Origin of the sequence: Streptomyces sp. NPDC004126, assembly GCF_050275515.1 — a bacterium.
Lineage (GTDB): Bacteria > Actinomycetota > Actinomycetes > Streptomycetales > Streptomycetaceae > Streptomyces.
Genome location: NZ_JBNNPF010000049.1, coordinates 1 through 16864 on the forward strand (window position 1 = coordinate 1; position 16864 = coordinate 16864).

General features: G+C 73.7%; 12 protein-coding genes and 1 pseudogene. 7 read left to right on the forward strand and 6 right to left on the reverse strand.

Annotation, left to right across the window (positions count from 1 at the left end; all coding sequences use genetic code 11):
• The first annotated feature begins 244 nt into the window (after positions 1–244).
• From ACQKM2_RS32635 to ACQKM2_RS32645, 3 genes are read left to right on the forward strand one after another with little or no spacing between them, the layout of a single operon-like run.
• Positions 245–2314, forward strand: coding sequence for a putative cobaltochelatase (locus ACQKM2_RS32635; RefSeq protein WP_427716210.1), 2070 nt, complete (start codon positions 245–247; stop codon positions 2312–2314).
• Positions 2314–2913, forward strand: coding sequence for a cob(I)yrinic acid a,c-diamide adenosyltransferase (gene cobO, locus ACQKM2_RS32640; RefSeq protein ID WP_079425618.1), 600 nt, complete (start codon positions 2314–2316; stop codon positions 2911–2913). Before ACQKM2_RS32635 ends, cobO begins: the two co-directional genes overlap by 1 nt.
• A 5-nt stretch (positions 2914–2918) precedes the next feature.
• Complete coding sequence (locus tag ACQKM2_RS32645) at positions 2919–4274, forward strand: cobyrinate a,c-diamide synthase (RefSeq protein ID WP_427716314.1); 1356 nt, start codon at positions 2919–2921, stop codon at positions 4272–4274.
• A gap of 20 nt (positions 4275–4294) precedes the next feature.
• Here the strand turns inward: ACQKM2_RS32645 and ACQKM2_RS32650 are convergent, their stop codons facing one another.
• Positions 4295–5050 carry a ZIP family metal transporter gene (locus tag ACQKM2_RS32650; RefSeq protein ID WP_427716214.1) on the reverse strand — a complete coding sequence of 252 codons (756 nt, stop codon included), beginning with the start codon at positions 5048–5050 and terminating at the stop codon, positions 4295–4297.
• A 119-nt stretch (positions 5051–5169) separates the two neighbouring features.
• Here ACQKM2_RS32650 and cobC point away from each other — a divergent pair, with 119 nt between their 5' ends.
• Positions 5170–6579: an Rv2231c family pyridoxal phosphate-dependent protein CobC gene (gene cobC, locus ACQKM2_RS32655; protein ID WP_427716317.1), complete on the forward strand. Its 1410-nt coding sequence runs from the start codon at positions 5170–5172 to the stop codon at positions 6577–6579.
• Between the two features lie 11 nt (positions 6580–6590).
• Positions 6591–7588: pseudogene (locus ACQKM2_RS32660) on the forward strand (transcriptional regulator).
• On the opposite strand, the gene ACQKM2_RS32665 reads toward ACQKM2_RS32660, so the two are convergent.
• Entirely contained in the window at positions 7569–8234 is a 666-nt protein-coding gene (locus tag ACQKM2_RS32665) for an HAD family hydrolase (protein ID WP_427716216.1), read from the reverse strand. The pseudogene ACQKM2_RS32660 and the gene ACQKM2_RS32665 overlap by 20 nt on opposite strands.
• An 817-nt stretch (positions 8235–9051) precedes the next feature.
• Here ACQKM2_RS32665 and ACQKM2_RS32670 point away from each other — a divergent pair.
• Positions 9052–10182, forward strand: coding sequence for a CapA family protein (locus tag ACQKM2_RS32670; RefSeq protein ID WP_427716217.1), 1131 nt, complete (start codon positions 9052–9054; stop codon positions 10180–10182).
• Between the two features lie 11 nt (positions 10183–10193).
• Here ACQKM2_RS32670 and ACQKM2_RS32675 read toward each other — a convergent pair whose 3' ends face one another.
• Together ACQKM2_RS32675 and ACQKM2_RS32680 are read right to left on the reverse strand one after the other, a co-directional pair.
• Entirely contained in the window at positions 10194–11129 is a 936-nt protein-coding gene (locus ACQKM2_RS32675) for an SCO1860 family LAETG-anchored protein (protein WP_427716220.1), read from the reverse strand.
• Positions 11130–11336: 207 nt separating this feature from the next.
• The gene (locus ACQKM2_RS32680) at positions 11337–12431 is read right to left on the reverse strand and encodes an amidohydrolase family protein (protein ID WP_427716222.1); all 1095 of its coding nucleotides are present in this window, start codon (positions 12429–12431) and stop codon (positions 11337–11339) included.
• A 64-nt stretch (positions 12432–12495) separates the two neighbouring features.
• On the opposite strand from ACQKM2_RS32680, the gene ACQKM2_RS32685 reads away from it, so the two are divergent.
• On the forward strand, positions 12496–13566 hold the full coding sequence (locus tag ACQKM2_RS32685) for a pyridoxal-phosphate-dependent aminotransferase family protein (protein ID WP_427716224.1): 1071 nt from the start codon (positions 12496–12498) through the stop codon (positions 13564–13566).
• Positions 13567–13692: 126 nt separating this feature from the next.
• On the opposite strand, the gene ACQKM2_RS32690 is transcribed toward ACQKM2_RS32685, so the two are convergent.
• Both ACQKM2_RS32690 and ACQKM2_RS32695 read right to left on the reverse strand, forming a co-directional pair.
• Positions 13693–14760 carry an aminotransferase class V-fold PLP-dependent enzyme gene (locus ACQKM2_RS32690; RefSeq protein ID WP_427716226.1) on the reverse strand — a complete coding sequence of 356 codons (1068 nt, stop codon included), beginning with the start codon at positions 14758–14760 and terminating at the stop codon, positions 13693–13695.
• A 113-nt stretch (positions 14761–14873) separates the two neighbouring features.
• Positions 14874–16805, reverse strand: a complete 1932-nt coding sequence (locus tag ACQKM2_RS32695) for a DNA/RNA non-specific endonuclease (RefSeq protein WP_427716229.1) — start codon at positions 16803–16805, stop codon at positions 14874–14876.
• Between the last annotated feature and the right edge of the window lie 59 nt (positions 16806–16864).

Sequence of the window (16864 nt, forward strand, 5' to 3'; positions counted from 1 at the left end):
CCGGGGGGGCTGTATTTCCGCTGCGCTAAATCCAGCCGGCGCGTCTTTTTTGCCCACCGGGCGCGGAGCGCCCGGTACCGGGGTCAGGGGCGGAGCCCCTGGGAACGGTGGAAGGGCGGGGAGGGGCCCCAGCCCCGCGCAGCGGCACCCGCACGGCCCGCCGCCCCAGGCCCCCGGCGGGCCCCCGCAGCACAACCCGCAACAGCCCGCGCACGCGTACCCGTACAGGAGGAGTGAGCAACCCATGAGCACGCCCTACCCGTTCACCGCAGTGGTCGGCCAGACCGACCTGCGGCTGGCGCTCCTGCTCAACGCCGTGAGCCCGGCGGTCGGCGGTGTGCTCGTGCGCGGCGAGAAGGGGACCGCCAAGTCCACCGCCGTGCGCGCGCTGTCGGCGCTGCTGCCGCAGGTGGACGTCGTCCCCGGCTGCCGGTTCTCGTGCGCGCCGGCCGCGCCCGACCCGGCCTGCCCGGACGGCCCGCACGAGCCCGGCCCCGGCGCCGACCGCCCCGCGCGGATGGTCGAGCTGCCCGTCGGCGCCTCCGAGGACCGCCTCGTCGGCGCCCTCGACATCGAACGGGCCCTCGCCGAGGGCGTGAAGGCCTTCGAGCCCGGCCTGCTCGCCGACGCGCACCGCGGGATCCTCTACGTCGACGAGGTCAACCTGCTCCACGACCACCTCATCGACCTCCTCCTCGACGCCGCCGCCATGGGCGCCTCCTACGTGGAGCGCGAGGGCGTCTCCGTGCGGCACGCGGCCCGGTTCCTGCTCGTCGGCACCATGAACCCCGAGGAGGGCGAGCTGCGCCCGCAGCTGCTCGACCGGTTCGGGCTGACCGTCGAGGTCGCCGCCTCCCGGGAGCCCCGGCAGCGCGTCGAAGTGGTGCGCCGCCGGCTGGCCTACGAGGACGACCCGTCGGGCTTCGCCGCCCGCTGGGCCGGGGACGAGAGCGAGGTGCGGGCGCGGGTCGTGGCCGCGCGGGCGCTGCTCCCGAAGGTCCGGCTCGGGGACACCGCGCTGCTGCAGATCGCCGCCACCTGCGCCGGGTTCGAGGTCGACGGCATGCGCGCCGACATCGTGATGGCCCGTACCGCGACCGCGCTGGCCGCCTGGGCGGGGCGGACCTCGGTGCTCAAGGAGGACGTCCGGCAGGCCGCCCTGCTGGCCCTCCCCCACCGGCGCCGGCGCAACCCGTTCGACGCGCCCGGCCTGGACGAGGACAAGCTCGACGAGATCCTGGACGGCTTCCCCGACGAGGAGCCCGAGCCCGAGCCCGACCCGGAGCCCGAGGGCCCGGACGACGGCGGGGACGGCGGCCCCGGCGGGGTGCCCCCGCAGGCGGGCGGCCCCGAGACCGGGCACGCGCCCGAGGAGACCCCCGCACCGCAGGAGGCTCCCGAGCCGCAGCCCTCCGCCCCGCAGCAGGGCGGCGGGGCCGGCGGGGCCGAGCAGGCCGCCGTGGGGGCCGCCGAGCCGTTCCGCACCAAGATGCTCAGCGTGCCCGGCCTCGGCGAGGGCGCGGCCGGGCGGCGTTCGCGCGCCCGTACCGCGCACGGCCGCACCACCGGCGCCCAGCGCCCCCGGGGGCAGCTGACGAAGCTGCACCTGGCGGCCACCGTGCACGCCGCCGCCCCGCACCAGAAGGCGCGCGGCCGGGCCGGGCGCGGCCTCGTCGTGCGCCGGGACGACCTGCGCCAGGCCACCCGGGAGGGCCGCGAGGGCAACCTGGTGCTGTTCTGCGTGGACGCCTCGGGCTCGATGGCCGCCCGGCAGCGGATGAGCGCCGTCAAGGGCGCGGTGCTGTCCCTGCTGCTGGACGCCTACCAGCGCCGGGACAAGGTCGGCCTGATCACCTTCCGCGGTGCGGACGCCGAGCTGGCGCTGCCGCCCACCTCCTCGGTGGACGCGGCCGCCGCCCGGCTGGAGAAGCTGCCGACCGGCGGCCGCACCCCGCTCGGCCCGGGCCTGCTCAAGGCCCACGAGGTGCTGCGGATCGAGCGGCTGCGGGACCCCTCGCGCCGTCCGCTGCTGGTCGTCGTCACCGACGGCCGGGCCACCTCGGCCGGGGCGGTCGGCGGCGATCCGCGCGAGCTGTCGGGGCGCAGCGCCCGGCTGCTGGCCGCCGAGGGCATCGCCTCGGTGGTCGTGGACTGCGAGTCCGGGCCGGTCCGGCTGGGGCTCGCGGGGGCGCTGGCCGCCGATCTGGGCGCGCCCGCCGTGACCCTCGACGGGCTGCGGGCCGACTCGCTGGCCGGGCTCGTCAAGAACGTACGTACCGCAGTGACCCACGATTCCTCCAGGAGGGCCGCGTAATGCCGCAGGGACAGCCGACCGTCGTTCCGGACGACGGGCTCACGACGCGCCAGCGCCGCAACCGTCCGCTCGTCTTCGTGCACACCGGGCCGGGCAAGGGCAAGTCGACGGCCGCGTTCGGCCTGGCGCTGCGCGCCTGGAACCAGGGCTGGCCGATCGGGGTGTTCCAGTTCGTCAAGTCGGCGAAGTGGAAGGTCGGCGAGGAGAACGCGCTGAAGGTGCTGGGCGCCTCCGGCGAGGGCGGGTCCGTCGTCTGGCACAAGATGGGCGAGGGCTGGTCCTGGGTCCAGCGGGACGCCCAGCTCGACAACGAGCAGGCCGCCAAGGAGGGCTGGGAGCAGGTCAAGCGCGACCTGGCCGCCGAGACGCACAAGCTGTACGTGCTCGACGAGTTCGCGTACCCGATGCACTGGGGCTGGATCGACGTGGACGAGGTGATCGAGGTGCTGCGGAACCGCCCCGGTACCCAGCACGTGGTCATCACCGGCCGCAACGCCCCGGAGAAGCTGCTGGAGTTCGCGGACCTGGTCACCGAGATGACCAAGGTCAAGCACCCCATGGACGCCGGCCAGAAGGGCCAGAAGGGCATCGAGTGGTGACGTCCGTGAACGTGCCCCGGCTGGTCATCGCCGCGCCGTCCTCCGGCAGCGGCAAGACCACCGTGGCGACGGGCCTGATGGCGGCCTTCGCGGAGCGCGGCCTCGCCGTGTCCCCGCACAAGGCCGGGCCCGACTACATCGACCCCGGCTACCACGCGCTGGCCACGGGCCGGCCGGGCCGCAACCTGGACGCCTTCATGTGCGGGCCGGAGCTGGTCGGCCCGCTGTTCGCGCACGGGGCGGCCGGCTGCGACCTGGCCGTGGTCGAGGGCGTGATGGGGCTCTACGACGGCGCCGCCGGGCGGGGTGAGCTGGCCTCGACGGCCCAGGTGGCGAAGCTGCTGCGGGCGCCGGTGGTGCTGGTGGTCGACGCCTCCTCCCAGTCCCGGTCGGTGGCGGCGCTGGTGCACGGCTTCGCCTCGTTCGACCCGCAGGTGCGGCTCGGCGGGGTGATCCTCAACAAGGTGGGCTCCGACCGGCACGAGGCGATGCTGCGGGAGGCGCTGGAGGAGGCCGGGATGCCGGTCCTCGGCGTCATGCGGCGGGTCCCGCAGGTGGCGACGCCGTCCCGGCACCTGGGCCTGGTCCCGGTGGCCGAGCGGCGGGCCGACGCGGTCGCCGCCGTCGCGGCGCTGGCCGAGCAGGTGCGGGCCGGCTGCGACCTGGACGCGCTGATGGCGCTGGCGCGGACGGCTCCGGAGCTGCAGTGCGAGCCGTGGTCCGCGCAGGAGGCCGTCACCCCCGTCGGGGGGCCGCGTCCCGTCGTCGCCGTCGCCGGCGGCCCCGCGTTCACGTTCTCGTACGCCGAGCACGCGGAGCTGCTGCGCGCCGCCGGTGCGGAGGTGGTCACCTTCGACCCCCTCCGCGACGAGGCGCTGCCCGAGGGCACGAGCGGGCTCGTGATCGGCGGCGGCTTCCCGGAGGTGTACGCCCCGGAGCTCTCCGCGAACGAGCCCCTGCGCAAGGCCGTCGCGGACTTCGCGGCGGCCGGCGGGCCGGTGGCCGCCGAGTGCGCCGGGCTGCTGTACCTGGCGCGTTCCCTCGACGGGAAGCCGATGTGCGGGGTGCTCGACGCCGACGCCCGGATGTCGGAGCGGCTGACCCTCGGCTACCGCGAGGCCGTCGCGGTGTCGGACAGCTCGCTCGCCGCGGCCGGGACGCGGCTGCGCGGGCACGAGTTCCACCGCACGGTGGTCGAGCCGGGCGCCGGAGCGGCGCCGGCGTGGGGGTTCACGCACCCCGAACGCCGCGTCGAGGGCTTCGTACGGCAGGGCGTGCACGCCAGCTACCTGCACACCCACTGGGCGGCGCAGCCTTCGGTCGCCCGGCGCTTCGCGGAAGCCGCGGCAGCGCACCGGTGACCGGCCTCCCCGGCCGGGGGTCAGTCCGCGAGGCCGACCACGAGCCAGATCCCGGCCACCCCGCCCACCGTGCACATCAGGGTGGACAGGGCGGGGTGCTCGTGGTGCGCCTCGGGGAGGATCTCGGCGGCGGCCAGGTACAGCAGGGCCCCGCCGAAGAACCCGAGGTACGCCCCGAGGGGTTCCTCCGGAAGGGTGAACAGCAGGGTGGACGCGGCTCCGACGACCGGGGCGACGGCGTCCGCGAAGAGCATCAGCAGGGCCTTGCGGCGGGCGTTCCCGTAGAGGCGGGTCAGCGTGTAGGTGTTGAACCCGTCGGCGAAGTCGTGGGTGATGACGGCCAGTGCCACGGCCACGCCCATGCCGCCGCCGACCTGGAAGGCGGCGCCGAGGGCCACTCCGTCGGCGACGCTGTGGCCGACCATCGCGGCGGCCGCGGTGAGGCCGACCTGCGGGACGCGTCCACCGCCGTGGCCGTGCCCGTCGTGGCCGCCGTTGTCGGCGGCGCCGTGCGCGGCCTGGCGTACGGCGAGCAGGCGCTCCACCACGTGGGCGACGAGGAAGCCGCCGACGAAGAGCAGCAGGGCCAGCGGGACGCCGAACACCTCCTGGCCGGCGGCGTGCATGGCCTCCGGGAGCAGGTCGAGGCCGACCACGCCGAGCATCAGCCCGCCGGCCAGGCCGAGCACCAGGTGGCGGCGGTCGGTGACGCGTTGCGCCGTCCAGCCGCCCGCCAGCGTCATGAGGAACGCGCCCAAAGCCACGATCACCGCCATGTGCCCCTGAATACCGACTGGCGGCCGGGTGCGCACTTCCGCGCGCGGGTGGCGGGCGGCAGCGTGTTGACGAAGACAGACGGACGAGGGACGGAGGAGGTATCCCGGTGGGCGAGTACGTGACGCGGCTGGTGGTCGGGGTCGGCGGGCGTGCGGGGGTCTCCGTCGAGGAGGTCTGCGCGCTGGTCGAGGAGACGCTGCGGGGGGCCGGGCTGGCCACCGGGGCGGTGACGGCGCTGGCCACGGTGGATTCGAAGACCGGTGAGCCGGGCATCGTGGGGGCGGCGGAACGTTTCGGCGTACCGCTGGTCGGCTATCCGGCGGACCGGCTCGCCCTGATTCCGGTACCGCACCCCTCGGCGTCGGTACGCGCCGCCGCCGGCACGGCTTCGGTGGCGGAGGCGGCGGCCCTGGCGGCCGGCGGGGAACTCCTCGTGCCGAAGCGGCGGTCGGTGGCGGCGACGTGCGCGGTGGCCACCGCCGAGGAGCACGACCTGCGCCACCACGGGGACGCGGAGGTCGCGGACGCGGGCGGGTCCCTGGTGGACCTCGCGGTGAACGTACGCTCCGACACGCCGCCGCAGTGGCTCAAGGAGCGGATCGCGTCCTGCCTGGGCGACCTGGCGGCCTACCCCGACGGGCGGGCCGCACGCGCCGCGGTGGCGGCCCGGCACGGGCTGCCGGTCGAACGGGTGCTGCTGACGGCGGGCGCGGCGGAGGCGTTCGTACTGGTCGCGCGGGCCCTGGGGGCCGTACGGCCGGTCGTGGTGCACCCTCAGTTCACCGAGCCGGAGGCGGCCCTCCGGGACGCCGGGCACCGGGTGGAACGGGTCCTGCTGCGCCCCGAGGACGGCTTCCGGCTGGACCCGGCGGCGGTACCGGAGGAAGCCGACCTGGTGGTGGTCGGCAACCCCACCAACCCGACGTCGGTCCTGCACCCGGCCGGTGTCCTGGCGGCACTGGCCCGGCCCGGACGGACCCTGGTGGTGGACGAGGCGTTCATGGACGCCGTCCCGGGCGAGCGGGAGGCACTGGCCGGGCGGATGGACGTGCCCGGCCTGGTCGTCCTCCGCAGCCTGACCAAGACGTGGGGGCTGGCGGGGCTGCGCATCGGGTACGTGCTGGCCGAGCCGGAGGTCATCGCGAAGCTGGCCGCCGCGCAGCCGCTGTGGCCGGTGTCGACGCCGGCCCTGGTGGCGGCGGAGGCCTGCGTCTCGCCCAGGGCGCTGGAGGAGGCGGAGGCCGCCGCGCGGCGGACCGCGGTGGACCGGGAGCACCTGCTGGCGGGTCTGGCGGAGTTCGAGGAGGTCTCGGTGTCCGGGGTCGCCGAGGGCCCGTTCGTCCTGGTCCGCATCCCGGGCGCGGCAGAGGTACGCACCCGCTTGCGCGCCCTGGGCTTCGCGGTACGCCGGGGCGACACCTTCCCGGGCCTGGACCCCGACTGGCTCCGTCTGGCGGTCCGCGACCGCGCGACAACGGGCCGCCTCCTCCAGGCCCTGGACCACGCCCTGGCGCTGGGCGGACGGTAGGGGGCCCTCGCCTGCGGGGCGCAAGGTCACCCGTGAACGTCCGATTCAAAGCCGCCCGTGTGGCTGCTGGATATCTCTCGCAGCAGGCGCTGGTCGAGGCGCTCGCCGGCCGCGGGGTCCCTGTCGACGTGCGCCAGGTCCGGCGCTGGGAGTCGGATGCGCCTCCGTGGCCCTACGCTGCGGCCCAACGGGCACTGACGGAGCTGCTTGGACAGGACATCGAGGCCCTCGGGTTCACACCGCCCGCCGGGCACGATCGCACGCTGACGGTCAGACGCGTACCCGTCGGGCCGGCGTTGCGGCTCCCGGTTCAGCATCCGGCCACGGCGCAGCCCGCGACTGCGGCTACCGACAGGCTGCGGGAGAGGCGGATGATTCTGTGCTCGGCGCAGCTGTGCTGGCTCACATGGCCTTCATCCCGGGGTGGGTCGGAGATCGCGCCGGCGCCGCCGAGCGAATGGTGATGGCGCGGACACATGCCCGCAGGGGTCCGGCTTCCGCAGAATTCCTGGCGTGGCTCGATGCGGTCGAGGCCGAATGCGAGACGAGGTGTGGGCAGACACGGACGGCCTTGAACCTCATCAACCACGGCGAGGATCTGCTGGCGGCGGGTTCGGAGCACGTCTCGCCTGACTGGATGGACTGGTTCAGTCCCGTCCGGCTGGCCGCTTTCAAGGGGAACACCCAGCTCGCAGCCGGGCATCTCCCACAGGCCAGAGAGACGCTCAAGGAAGTTCTCGATACCCTGCCGCCCGACGCTGACAAGCAGCGGACAGTGGTCCTCGCGGACCTGGGGGCCGTGGAGGCCGCTGCTGGGGCCCCCGAGGCAGCGTGTGCCTACGCGGTTCGGGCCCTGGAGCAGTTGGAGACGCACTGGTACGCGACCGGGACGGAGAGGGTCCGCGAGACGCGCCGCGCGCTCGCACCATGGCAGCACGAGCAGTGCGTACGCGAACTCGACGACCGGCTGTACGGCTGGGCGACGACACTCAGCGCGCTGACCCGTTGAACTCCTTGATCCGGCGCGGGAGGTCGAGGAGGCTGCCGACCCTGAAGGTCGGCAGTGCCTTGGCCTCCTCCGTTTCCCACTGGACGGTGGCCCAGGGGCCGCGCCGGATCAGCGCGCTGTGCATGCCTGCGGCAGCAGCGGGCCGCAGGTCGTTGTCGACACGGTCGCCCACGTAGAGGATCTCGTCGGGCGCGAACGGGACAACCTTGGCGACGCGAACGAAGAACTCGGGGTCGGGCTTGCTCGCGCCCCAGTCGTCGGAGGTGCCGATCAGATCGACGTCCGAAGCGAAGAGTTCGCGGAGGATCTTGCCGGCGCGGACCGTCTGATTGCCTGCGATGCCCAGCCACAGCCCGTCGGCGCGCAGCTGCGCCAAGGCTGGACGGACATCCGCGTACAGGTCTCCTTCATCGAAGTGCTCGGGCTGTCCAGCTGCGGCCCGGGCCTCGCGCTGCTCGTAGAGGTCGAATCCGGGCTGGAAGACCTGGAAGGTATCGCGGTAGTCGCGGCCCTGCGCGATCACGGCTCCGAACATCGCGGCGAAAGTGTGCCTGGGCACGCCGAGCCAGTCGGCCCATGTGCCGTACTCCCGCGTTTCGTCTACCAGGCACTCGCCGACGTCAAAGACCACTGCGCGAATCGTCATGCGCGAAGCCTAGTGACGACTCCTCGGAACCCGGCTGGCAAAGCCGAGGATTGGGGGCCTGGCGCCGTCAGTGAAACCGTCTTCCGCTGGGAAGCAGCCCAGGACGGCCGTCAGCCGCCGAGACCGGAGGAGCGCGTAGCGATCTGTCGCGCCGGGGGGCTTCCTGGGCTGCTCTGGTCGACTTCTCGTGCGGGTAGCAGCCCAGGGCGGTCGTCGGACGCTGAGACGGGAGGAGCGCGTAGCGATCTGCTGCGCTTGAGGGCTACCCGGACCTCTCTGGTCGGCCTCTCGTGCGGGTAGTCGCAACCGGCCCGGAATCGCAGATGTGGGGCCGTGTGCCCGGTGTGCCGGCCCCCGCCCCCCTGCATCCCTGACGGGGCCGCTCCTGGACTGTCTCCCCCTGTGACCGTTCCTTTTGGGGGTTTCCCGGCAGTCTTTCGGCATTCCGGGGCGGGACGCCCTGTCAAGGGTGGAGCGCAGCGACATCGCGAAGCGACGCGACCGAAGGGAGCGCCCTTGACAGGACGGCCCGAACCGGAAGGACGATGGGACTGACGGGAAACCCCCAAACCCTCCCCCACCACCGCCCAAGGAGATCCCGCCCCCAGCCCACCGGCCCGCAGACAAGGGGGCGGGTGGGCAAACACCGCCCGACCCCACCCCCTCGCGGGGGAGACAGCGGCCCACGCCACCCGGGCGACGGACGACGCCCGCGCGCCTAGCATGGCGGGAGCGGACGACACACGGGGGGCAGGGCATGAGGACGGCGGCGTGGGTAGGGGTCGGGGTGGTCGCGTTGGCCCTGGTGGGCGGGGGTGTGTATGCCGTGCCGCGGGTGCTGGGGGGCGGGGTGGACGGTGCCGCCGAGCAGCGGTTGCAGGGGAAGCCGGGGACCGGCAAGGCCGCGCCGGCCGGGACGCCGTTCACGCTGGTGGCGACCGGTGACATCATTCCGTACCCGTCGATCATCCAGCGCGCGGCGGACGACGCGGGCGGCAAGGCCGGCGAGTACGACTTCCGGAAGATACTCGCGGGCGTCAAGCCCATCGTGTCCGCCGCCGACCTGGCGATATGCCACCACGAGATACCGTACGGCCGGCCCGGCGGCCCCTACACCGGATACCCCGCCTTCAAGGCTCCGCACCAGTTGGCCGACGCCCTCAAGGACGCCGGGTACGACAGCTGTTCCACCGCTTCGAACCACACCCTCGACGACGGCTACGACGGCCTCGTCCGCACGCTCGACCACCTCGACCGGGTCGGCCTGAAGCACGTCGGTTCGGCGCGCAGCGCCGAGGAGGCCAAGGCGCCGGCGCTGCTCTCGGCCGGCGGTGCGAAGGTCGCCCAGTTGGACTACACGTACGGGACGAACGGCATACCGGTCCCGGCGGGCAAGCCCTGGGCCGTCAACCTGATCGACCAGGCCCGGATCGTGGCCGACGCCCGCGCGGCCCGGGCGGCCGGCGCGAACGTCGTGCTCCTCAGCATCCACTGGGGCACCGAGTGGCAGACGGCGCCCGACCAGCAGCAGAAGGACCTGGCGCAGGCGCTGACCGCCTCGCGCGGGGCGGACGGGCTGCCCGACATCGATCTGATCCTCGGTACGCACAACCACGTGCCGCAGCCCTACGAGAAGATCAACGGCACCTGGGTGGTGTTCGGGATGGGCGATCAGGTCGCGAGTTTCTACGAGCCGGAGAAGGCGCGGGGCAACATGTCCTCGATCCCCCGGTTCACCTTCGCCCCGTCGGCGAAGAACGGTGGCCGCTGGGAGGTGGTGAAGGCCGAGTACCTGACGCAGTTCTCGGACATGAAGCCGCCGTTCCGGGTCGTCTGCGCCTCCTGTACGCCGGACCGTGCCGACTACGCCAAGGTCGACAAGGAGGTCACGGCGGCCGTCACCTCGCGCGGTGCCGCCGGCCAGGGGCTGGAGCGCGCCACGCGCTGAGGGGCCGGCCGCTACCGGGTCCTGCCGCGCCGGGTCACGACGAGGGCGCCCGCGCCGACGGCGAGCAGGAGGATGGCGCCGCCCGCGACGTAGGGGGTGACCGAACCGGCGCCGGTCTCGGCGAGGTTGGCCTGCGCGGGGGTCTGCTTCGTGTTCGTGGTCTGCGCCGCCGTCTGCGGCTTGACGTCGGGCTTGGTGTCGGGCTTGGTGTCGGGCTTGGTCTCCGGCTTGGTGCCCTTGGGGGCTTCGCAGTGGGCTTCGGCCAGGACGACCTCGCCGTCGACCTGGGCCACGTTCAGGTCCAGCGGGTTGACCGACACCTTCAGGCGCAGCGCGGCCGCCGCCGCGGTGGTGGAGGTGGTCTGCGTACCGGAGAGTTCCAGGGAGACGGATCCGACGCCGGGGACGTCGATCTTGGTGGCGGGGCCGCCTGCGGTGACGGTGACCTTCTTGCCGAGGGCGGTGACGGTGCCGAGGACGTTCGAGGTGGCGACGGGCTTCTTGCCGGCTTCGCAGACGGCCTTGGAGGTGACCTTCTCGATCTCGACGAGGGAGAGCCGGGGCAGGCCGGGGACGTGGACCTTGGCGTGGGCGAGGTTCGATTCGGCCTGGGCGGTGTTCTCGTCGGCGGTGGCCTTGGCGGTGGCTACGTCGGCCTTCAGGACGCTGACGGGCTGCCCCTGTTCGGCGCCGTCGAGGGTGACGGTGAGGGCCGTCTTCTCGGCGGTGGCGGGGGCGGTGACCTCGTTGAGGGTGGTCTTCAGCGGGACGTGGACGGCCTTGTTGAGCAGGCCCACGTCCAGTCCGGCCCGCAGGACGACGGCTCCGGACGTTCCCTCGCTCCCGGTGCCGCCGCCCGTGGCGAGGGCGGGCGGCGCGGCGAGCAGGGCTACCGCCCCCGTGGCGAGCAGAACGGCCGCGGGCACGCGGAAGGTGTTGCTGTTCAAGATGGTGGAACCCCCGGGGAGTTGGGTGCCGCCGGGGGGCCAATGGGGGACATCGCGCGCGCCGACGGCTTCGACGTTCGAAATCCTTACGCACGGGGAGTGAACGGTCAGCAACCCGACGTGAGTTCACCCCAAAGGGTGGATTCCATGCGTGTTTTCGATTTGTGACGCACCATGCGTCTCAGGAGTCCCGTCCGGAGCAGCGGCCTAGGCGCGGACCACGCCGTTCACGATGACCCGGTCCGGCTGCGCCAGGGCCCGTACGTCGGCCCGCGGGTCGGCGGCGTACACGACGAGGTCGGCCGGGGCGCCTTCGGTGAGGCCGGGGCGGCCGAGCCAGTCGCGGGCCGCCCAGGCGGTCGCCGAGAGGGCGTCCAGCGGCGGGATGCCGGCCTTCACGAGCTCCGCGACCTCGGCGGCGACCAGGCCGTGCGGCAGGGAGCCGCCGGCGTCCGTGCCGACGTACACCTGGACGCCCGCGTCCCAGGCCGCCCGGACGGTGTCGTAGCGCCGCTCGTGGAGCCGGCGCATGTGCGCCGACCAGCGGGGGAACTTGGCCTCGCCGCCCGCCGCCAGCTTCGGGAACGTGGCGATGTTGACGAGGGTCGGGACGATCGCCACGCCGCGCTCCGCGAAGAGCGGGATGGTGTCCTCGGTGAGCCCGGTGGCGTGCTCGATGCAGTCGATGCCCGCCTCGACGAGGTCCCGCAGCGAGTCCTCCGCGAAGCAGTGCGCGGTGACCCGGGCGCCCAGCCGGTGCGCCTCGGCGATGGCGGCCTCGACCTCGGCCCGCGGCCAGCAGGCCGTCAGGTCGCCGGCATCGCGGTCGATCCAGTCGCCGACGAGCTTGACCCAGCCGTCGCCGCGCCGCGCCTCGCGGGAGACGTACTCGACGAGCTGCGGCGGTTCGATCTCGTGGGCGTAGTTGCGGATGTAGCGGCGGGTGCGGGCGATGTGCCGGCCCGCCCGGATGATCTTCGGGAGGTCGTCGCGGTCGTCGATCCAGCGGGTGTCGGAGGGGGATCCGGCGTCGCGGACGAGGAGGGTGCCGGCGTCCCGGTCGGTGAGGGCCTGCGCCTCGGCCGTGGGGGCGTCGACCGGGCCGTGGGCGTCGAGGCCGACGTGGCAGTGCGCGTCGACCAGGCCGGGCAGGGCCCATCCGGTGACCGTGGTGACCTCGCGGGCGGCGGTCGGCCGCTCGTAGGAGATCCGTCCGCCGACGACCCACAGTTCGTCGCGCACCTCGTGGGGCCCGACGAGTACGCGTCCCTTCACATGGAGCACACCGCTGTGATCACTCATGTCCGCACTGTACGTGCGCGCTGGATAGGCTCGGCCGGTAACCCCGGACGAAGAGAGCACCGACGTGACCCACCCCCTGCTGGACCTGCCGCCGCTGACCGCCGAGCGCTTCGCGTCGATCGAGCGGGGGGTGGCGCGGCTGCTGGGCACCCGGCACGACGTGGTGGTCACCCAGGGCGAGGCCCTGCTCCCGCTGGAGGGGTGCATCCGCTCGGGGGCGCGGCCGGGTTCGACGGCGCTGAACGTCGTCACCGGGCCGTACGGGACCACCTTCGGCAACTGGCTGCGGGACGCCGGGGCGAACGTGGTGGACCTGGCGGTGCCCTTCGACACGGCCGTCAGCGGCGAGCAGGTGGCCCGTGCGCTGGCGGAGCACCCGGAGATCGACTTCGTGTCGCTGGTGCACGCGGAGGCGGCCACCGGCAACACCAATCCGGTCGCGGAGATCGGTGAGGCGGTACGGGCGCACGGGGCGCTGTTCATGCTGGACGCGGTGGCCTCGGTGGGTGCCGAGCCGCTGCTGCCGGACGCGTGGGGCGTGGACCTGTGCGTGATCGGCGCGCAGAAGGCGATGGGCGGCCCGGCGGGGGTCTCGGCGGTGTCGGTGAGCGACCGGGCGTGGGAGCGGTTCGCGGCCAACCCGGCGGCGCCGCGCCGCTCGTACCTGTCGCTGCTGGACTGGAAGGAGCGCTGGATCGACGGCGGCCGCAAGGCACTGCTGCACGCTCCCGCGCAGCTGGAGATGCTGGCGCTGGAGGCGTGCCTGGACCGGATCGGGGCCGAGGGGCTGACCGGTGTGCTGGGGCGGCACGCCGCGGCCGCCCGGGCCACCCGGGCGGGCGCGGCGGCGCTCGGCGTCGCCCCGTGGGTCGGCGACCCCGCGCAGGCAGCTCCGGTGGCGACCACGCTGCGGGTCGCGGACGCCTCGCTGGTGGTGGCGAGGGCGGTGGCGGCGGATCCGTCGGCCCCGCTCGCGGCGGGCGGCGGGGCGCTGGCCGGGGAGATGGTCCGGGTCAACCACTACGGCCCGGACGCGTCGCCGGAGGCGGTCGGGGCCGCGCTGGGGGCGCTGGCCCGCGCGCTGGGCGCCGATCCGGCACCGGCGCTGGCCGCGGCTTCGGCGGCCTGGGCGTAGCTCCGGCGGCCTGGGCGGGGCTCCGGGCCCGCCGGACGTGCCCGCGGGCCGGCGGGCGCGTCCGGAAGCCGGTCGGCGCGCATGCGCGTCCGCCGGCGCCGGTCAGCGCGTCAGCCGGTCAGCCCGTCAGCCGGTCAGCGCGTCCAGCAGCCGGTCCACGTCCGCCTCGGTGTTGTAGAGGTGGAAGGAGGCCCGCAGGGCGCCGTCGCGGGCGGAGGTGTGGATCCCCGCGGCGTCCAGCCCGGGCTGCCGGTGGGCCAGGCCCGGTACCGACACGATGGGGGTGTCGCCGGGAACGGGCTCGTGGCCGAGGCGGGCGAGCCCTTCCCGGTAGCGGGCGGCGAGGGCGGTGTCGTGGGCGTGGACGGCGTCGACGCCCACGCGCTCCAGCAGCGCCAGTGAGGGCTCGGCGGCGTGGTAGGGGAGGAAGGCCGCGGACTCGTCGAAGCGGCGGGCGTCGCCGGCCAGTTGCCGCATGGGGCCGTAGACGGCGTCCCACTTGGACTCGGCCGCCACCCAGCCGGCGTGGAGCGGGGTCAGTCCGGGCTGGGCCTCCTCCGAGACCGTCAGGTACGAGGCGCCGCGGCCGCCGAGCAGCCACTTGTAGCCGCCGGTGACGGTGTACTCGTACGGCGAGGCGTCGAAGGGCAGCCAGCCGGCGGCCTGGGTGGCGTCCACGAGCATCCGCGCCCCGTGCGCGGCGGTCGCCGCGCGGACGGCGGCGAGGTCCGCGGTCCGGCCGTCGGCGGACTGGACGGCGCTGAGGGCGACGAGGGCGGTGCCGGGGCGGACGGCTTCGGCGATGGACTCCAGCGGGGCGAAGCGGACCTTGAGGTCGCCGCGGAGCACGAAGGGGTTCACGACGGAGGCGAAGTCCCGCTCGGGCAGCAGGATTTCGGCGCCGGCGGGCAGGGAGGCGGCGATCAGCCCCACGTGGACGGCGACGGACGAGCCGACGGCGACGCGCCGCGGGTCGGTCGAGACCAGCCGGGCGAAGGCGGCCCGCACCCGCTCGACGACTCCGAAGTCGCCCGCTCCGGCGGGCAGTCCGGCGCCCGCCGCCTCGGCCAGCTCCCGTACCGCGGCGACGGAGGCCTTCGGGAGGACTCCGGCGCCGGCGGTGTTGAGGTAGGTGGTGGAGTGCGCGAACTCGGCGGCGCACACGCGGGGGACGTGGGAGAGCGGAAGATCCATGCCGTCCACTCTGCGCCGCCACCGACTGAAAGTCCATTGCCGAGTTTTACGTGCGAAGCCAAAGCAAGACTTATGCACCGGTCGGTGGGTGGGGCAGGGCGGGGCAGGGCGGGTCAGCTCCAGTCGATGTCGGCCAGGCTCTCCAGCGGGGCCCGGTCCTCCAGGGACTCCGGCACCACCAGGGTGTCCGCCTCGGTCATCGCGGCGGGGAAGCGCAGGTGCGCCTGCCGCTGGATCTCGGTGGCCTTGACCTGGAACACGCGGAACTCGTCCAGTTCGAGGGCCTCGGGGAGGTTCAGGTTCTGCGTGAGCAGGAAGGCCTTGCACTTGAGCTTTCCCCGGTCCGAGTAGACGAGGACCTTCCAGAAGGCGCGGGGTATCCGTACGCCCTTGAAGAGGCGGTCGTCCTCCTGGAAGACGGGTCCGCCGAAGACGCTCACCCTGAGGTCGTCGACGTCGACGTCCTCGAACACGGCGTCCTCCAGCTTCCCCCAGATGCCGCCCCGCATGCTCTGGTTGAAGTCGTCCATCTGCGGGGTGATGTTCGTGTAGAAGAACGAGTCCCGGTTGGCCTTCTCCGCCTCGGGCAGCGGCCCCCAGCAGAGGTCGGCGCGGCGGGCGATGTGGCCGCGGTCGAGCCGGTTGTTCCTGCCGCGGTACAGCTCGTTGCTGACCTGGGCCTCGGCCGGCAGCCGGGGGTCCTTGACGAAGTCGATCCCCTCGCGGCTGAGCTTCTTGATCGCACCGCCGTCGATGTTCCAGGCCACCCAGAAGGCGAACCGCCGCTGCTTGCTCAGCGCCAGCGAGAAGTGGGTGTACGGGATCACCTCGGAGCCGTCGAGCCGGACGGCGTCGTCCTTGATCGAGGGGTTGAGGGCCGGGGTGCCGACCGGCACGGCCAGGAAGCCCGGGTCGTAGCCCGCCAGCGCCTCCAGGGAGGCGGTCGCCGGCCGCTCCAGGGTGACCTTCAGCTGCTCGAAGACCGCGTGCGGGAAGCAGGCGAGGGCCCGGTCCTCGGGGTCGGAGTCGCCCTCGCCGCCGAAGTGCAGTCCTGCCAGCACGTCCGTCGGCTTGCCCGTGCGCGAGGTGAACATCCAGGCCGCGCCGGAGTCGCCCGGCTTGCTGATCTCCTGGCCGGGGGCGGGGTGTCTGGGGTCGGGGCCTATCTCGAAGCACTCGATCTCCTTCACCCCGACGGCCCGGCCGTAGTCCACGCGGACCTTGGCGAAGGGACGGGTCACCACCCCGTGGGTGACACCGGTGGTCCGCCCGCTCTTGATCACCTTGTCGTCGATCTGCGGCTCGCCGAGCTTCTTCGGGGTCACCCCGAGGCTGAGGATGTCCGTGTCGACGGCGCGCTCCGTGATGGTCGACACGGCGCAGTCGCCGGCCGTCCCGAGGTGGGCGCGGCGCAGGGCGCCGAGGCGGTTGGCGGCGGTGCGGCTGTCGTCGTCCGTCCCCGGCTGTACGACCTCGTCGCCCATCCGGCCGTTGCGGCCGTTCAGCACGTGCCAGTTGCTCAGCAGGCAGGGGGCGCCGTCGTTCTTGTCGAAGACGATGCAGCCGAGGGTGCCGGCGTGCAGGTGGACGTTGCCGACGCTCACGCCCGGACGGACCGGGTCCACGCGCTTCTGCCGTTCCGGCGTCTGTGCCTCGGGGACGACGAGGAAGTGCGGCTGGTAGCTGCGCTCGATCACGTCGGTGGGCAGCACGATGCCGCCGCCGATGTCGATGGCGGGGGGTATCTCCGCGGTGCCCAGCGACCGCATCGCCTCGGGCTGCACCTTGCTGTCGACGGTGAACTGGAGGGTGAGTTCCTTGCCGCGCCTGCCCTTGGTCTCCTTGTAGCCGATGCCGATCGAGGAGATGTTCGGGTCCTTGAGGTAGCCGGACCCGTGGGTGCGGATGAACTGCTTGGCCGAGCTGACGATCTTGTCCTGTGCGTCCGCCGGGGTGACGGCGGTCCTGGTGGCGGCCGTCTTGGTGGCGGCGGTCCTGGCGGCCGTGGTCCCGGGCTTGGCGGGCGCACGCTTCGTGGCGGTCATCGGGGTCTCCTTCCGCAAAGGAGTACGGGTCCCCGAGTTGGTTGAAGCCGAAGCGAACT

What these genes read in the sequence shown, in the direction of transcription:
- ACQKM2_RS32635 (WP_427716210.1), top strand. Translation starts at nt 245, where the DNA reads ATGAGCACGCCCTACCCGTTCACCGCAGTGGTCGGCCAGACCGACCTG.
- cobO (WP_079425618.1), top strand. Translation starts at nt 2,314, where the DNA reads ATGCCGCAGGGACAGCCGACCGTCGTTCCGGACGACGGGCTCACGACG.
- ACQKM2_RS32650 (WP_427716214.1), bottom strand. Translation starts at nt 5,050, where the DNA reads ATGGCGGTGATCGTGGCTTTGGGCGCGTTCCTCATGACGCTGGCGGGC.
- ACQKM2_RS32665 (WP_427716216.1), bottom strand. Translation starts at nt 8,234, where the DNA reads ATGACGATTCGCGCAGTGGTCTTTGACGTCGGCGAGTGCCTGGTAGAC.
- ACQKM2_RS32680 (WP_427716222.1), bottom strand. Translation starts at nt 12,431, where the DNA reads ATGAGTGATCACAGCGGTGTGCTCCATGTGAAGGGACGCGTACTCGTC.
- ACQKM2_RS32690 (WP_427716226.1), bottom strand. Translation starts at nt 14,760, where the DNA reads ATGGATCTTCCGCTCTCCCACGTCCCCCGCGTGTGCGCCGCCGAGTTC.
- ACQKM2_RS32695 (WP_427716229.1), bottom strand. Translation starts at nt 16,805, where the DNA reads ATGACCGCCACGAAGCGTGCGCCCGCCAAGCCCGGGACCACGGCCGCC.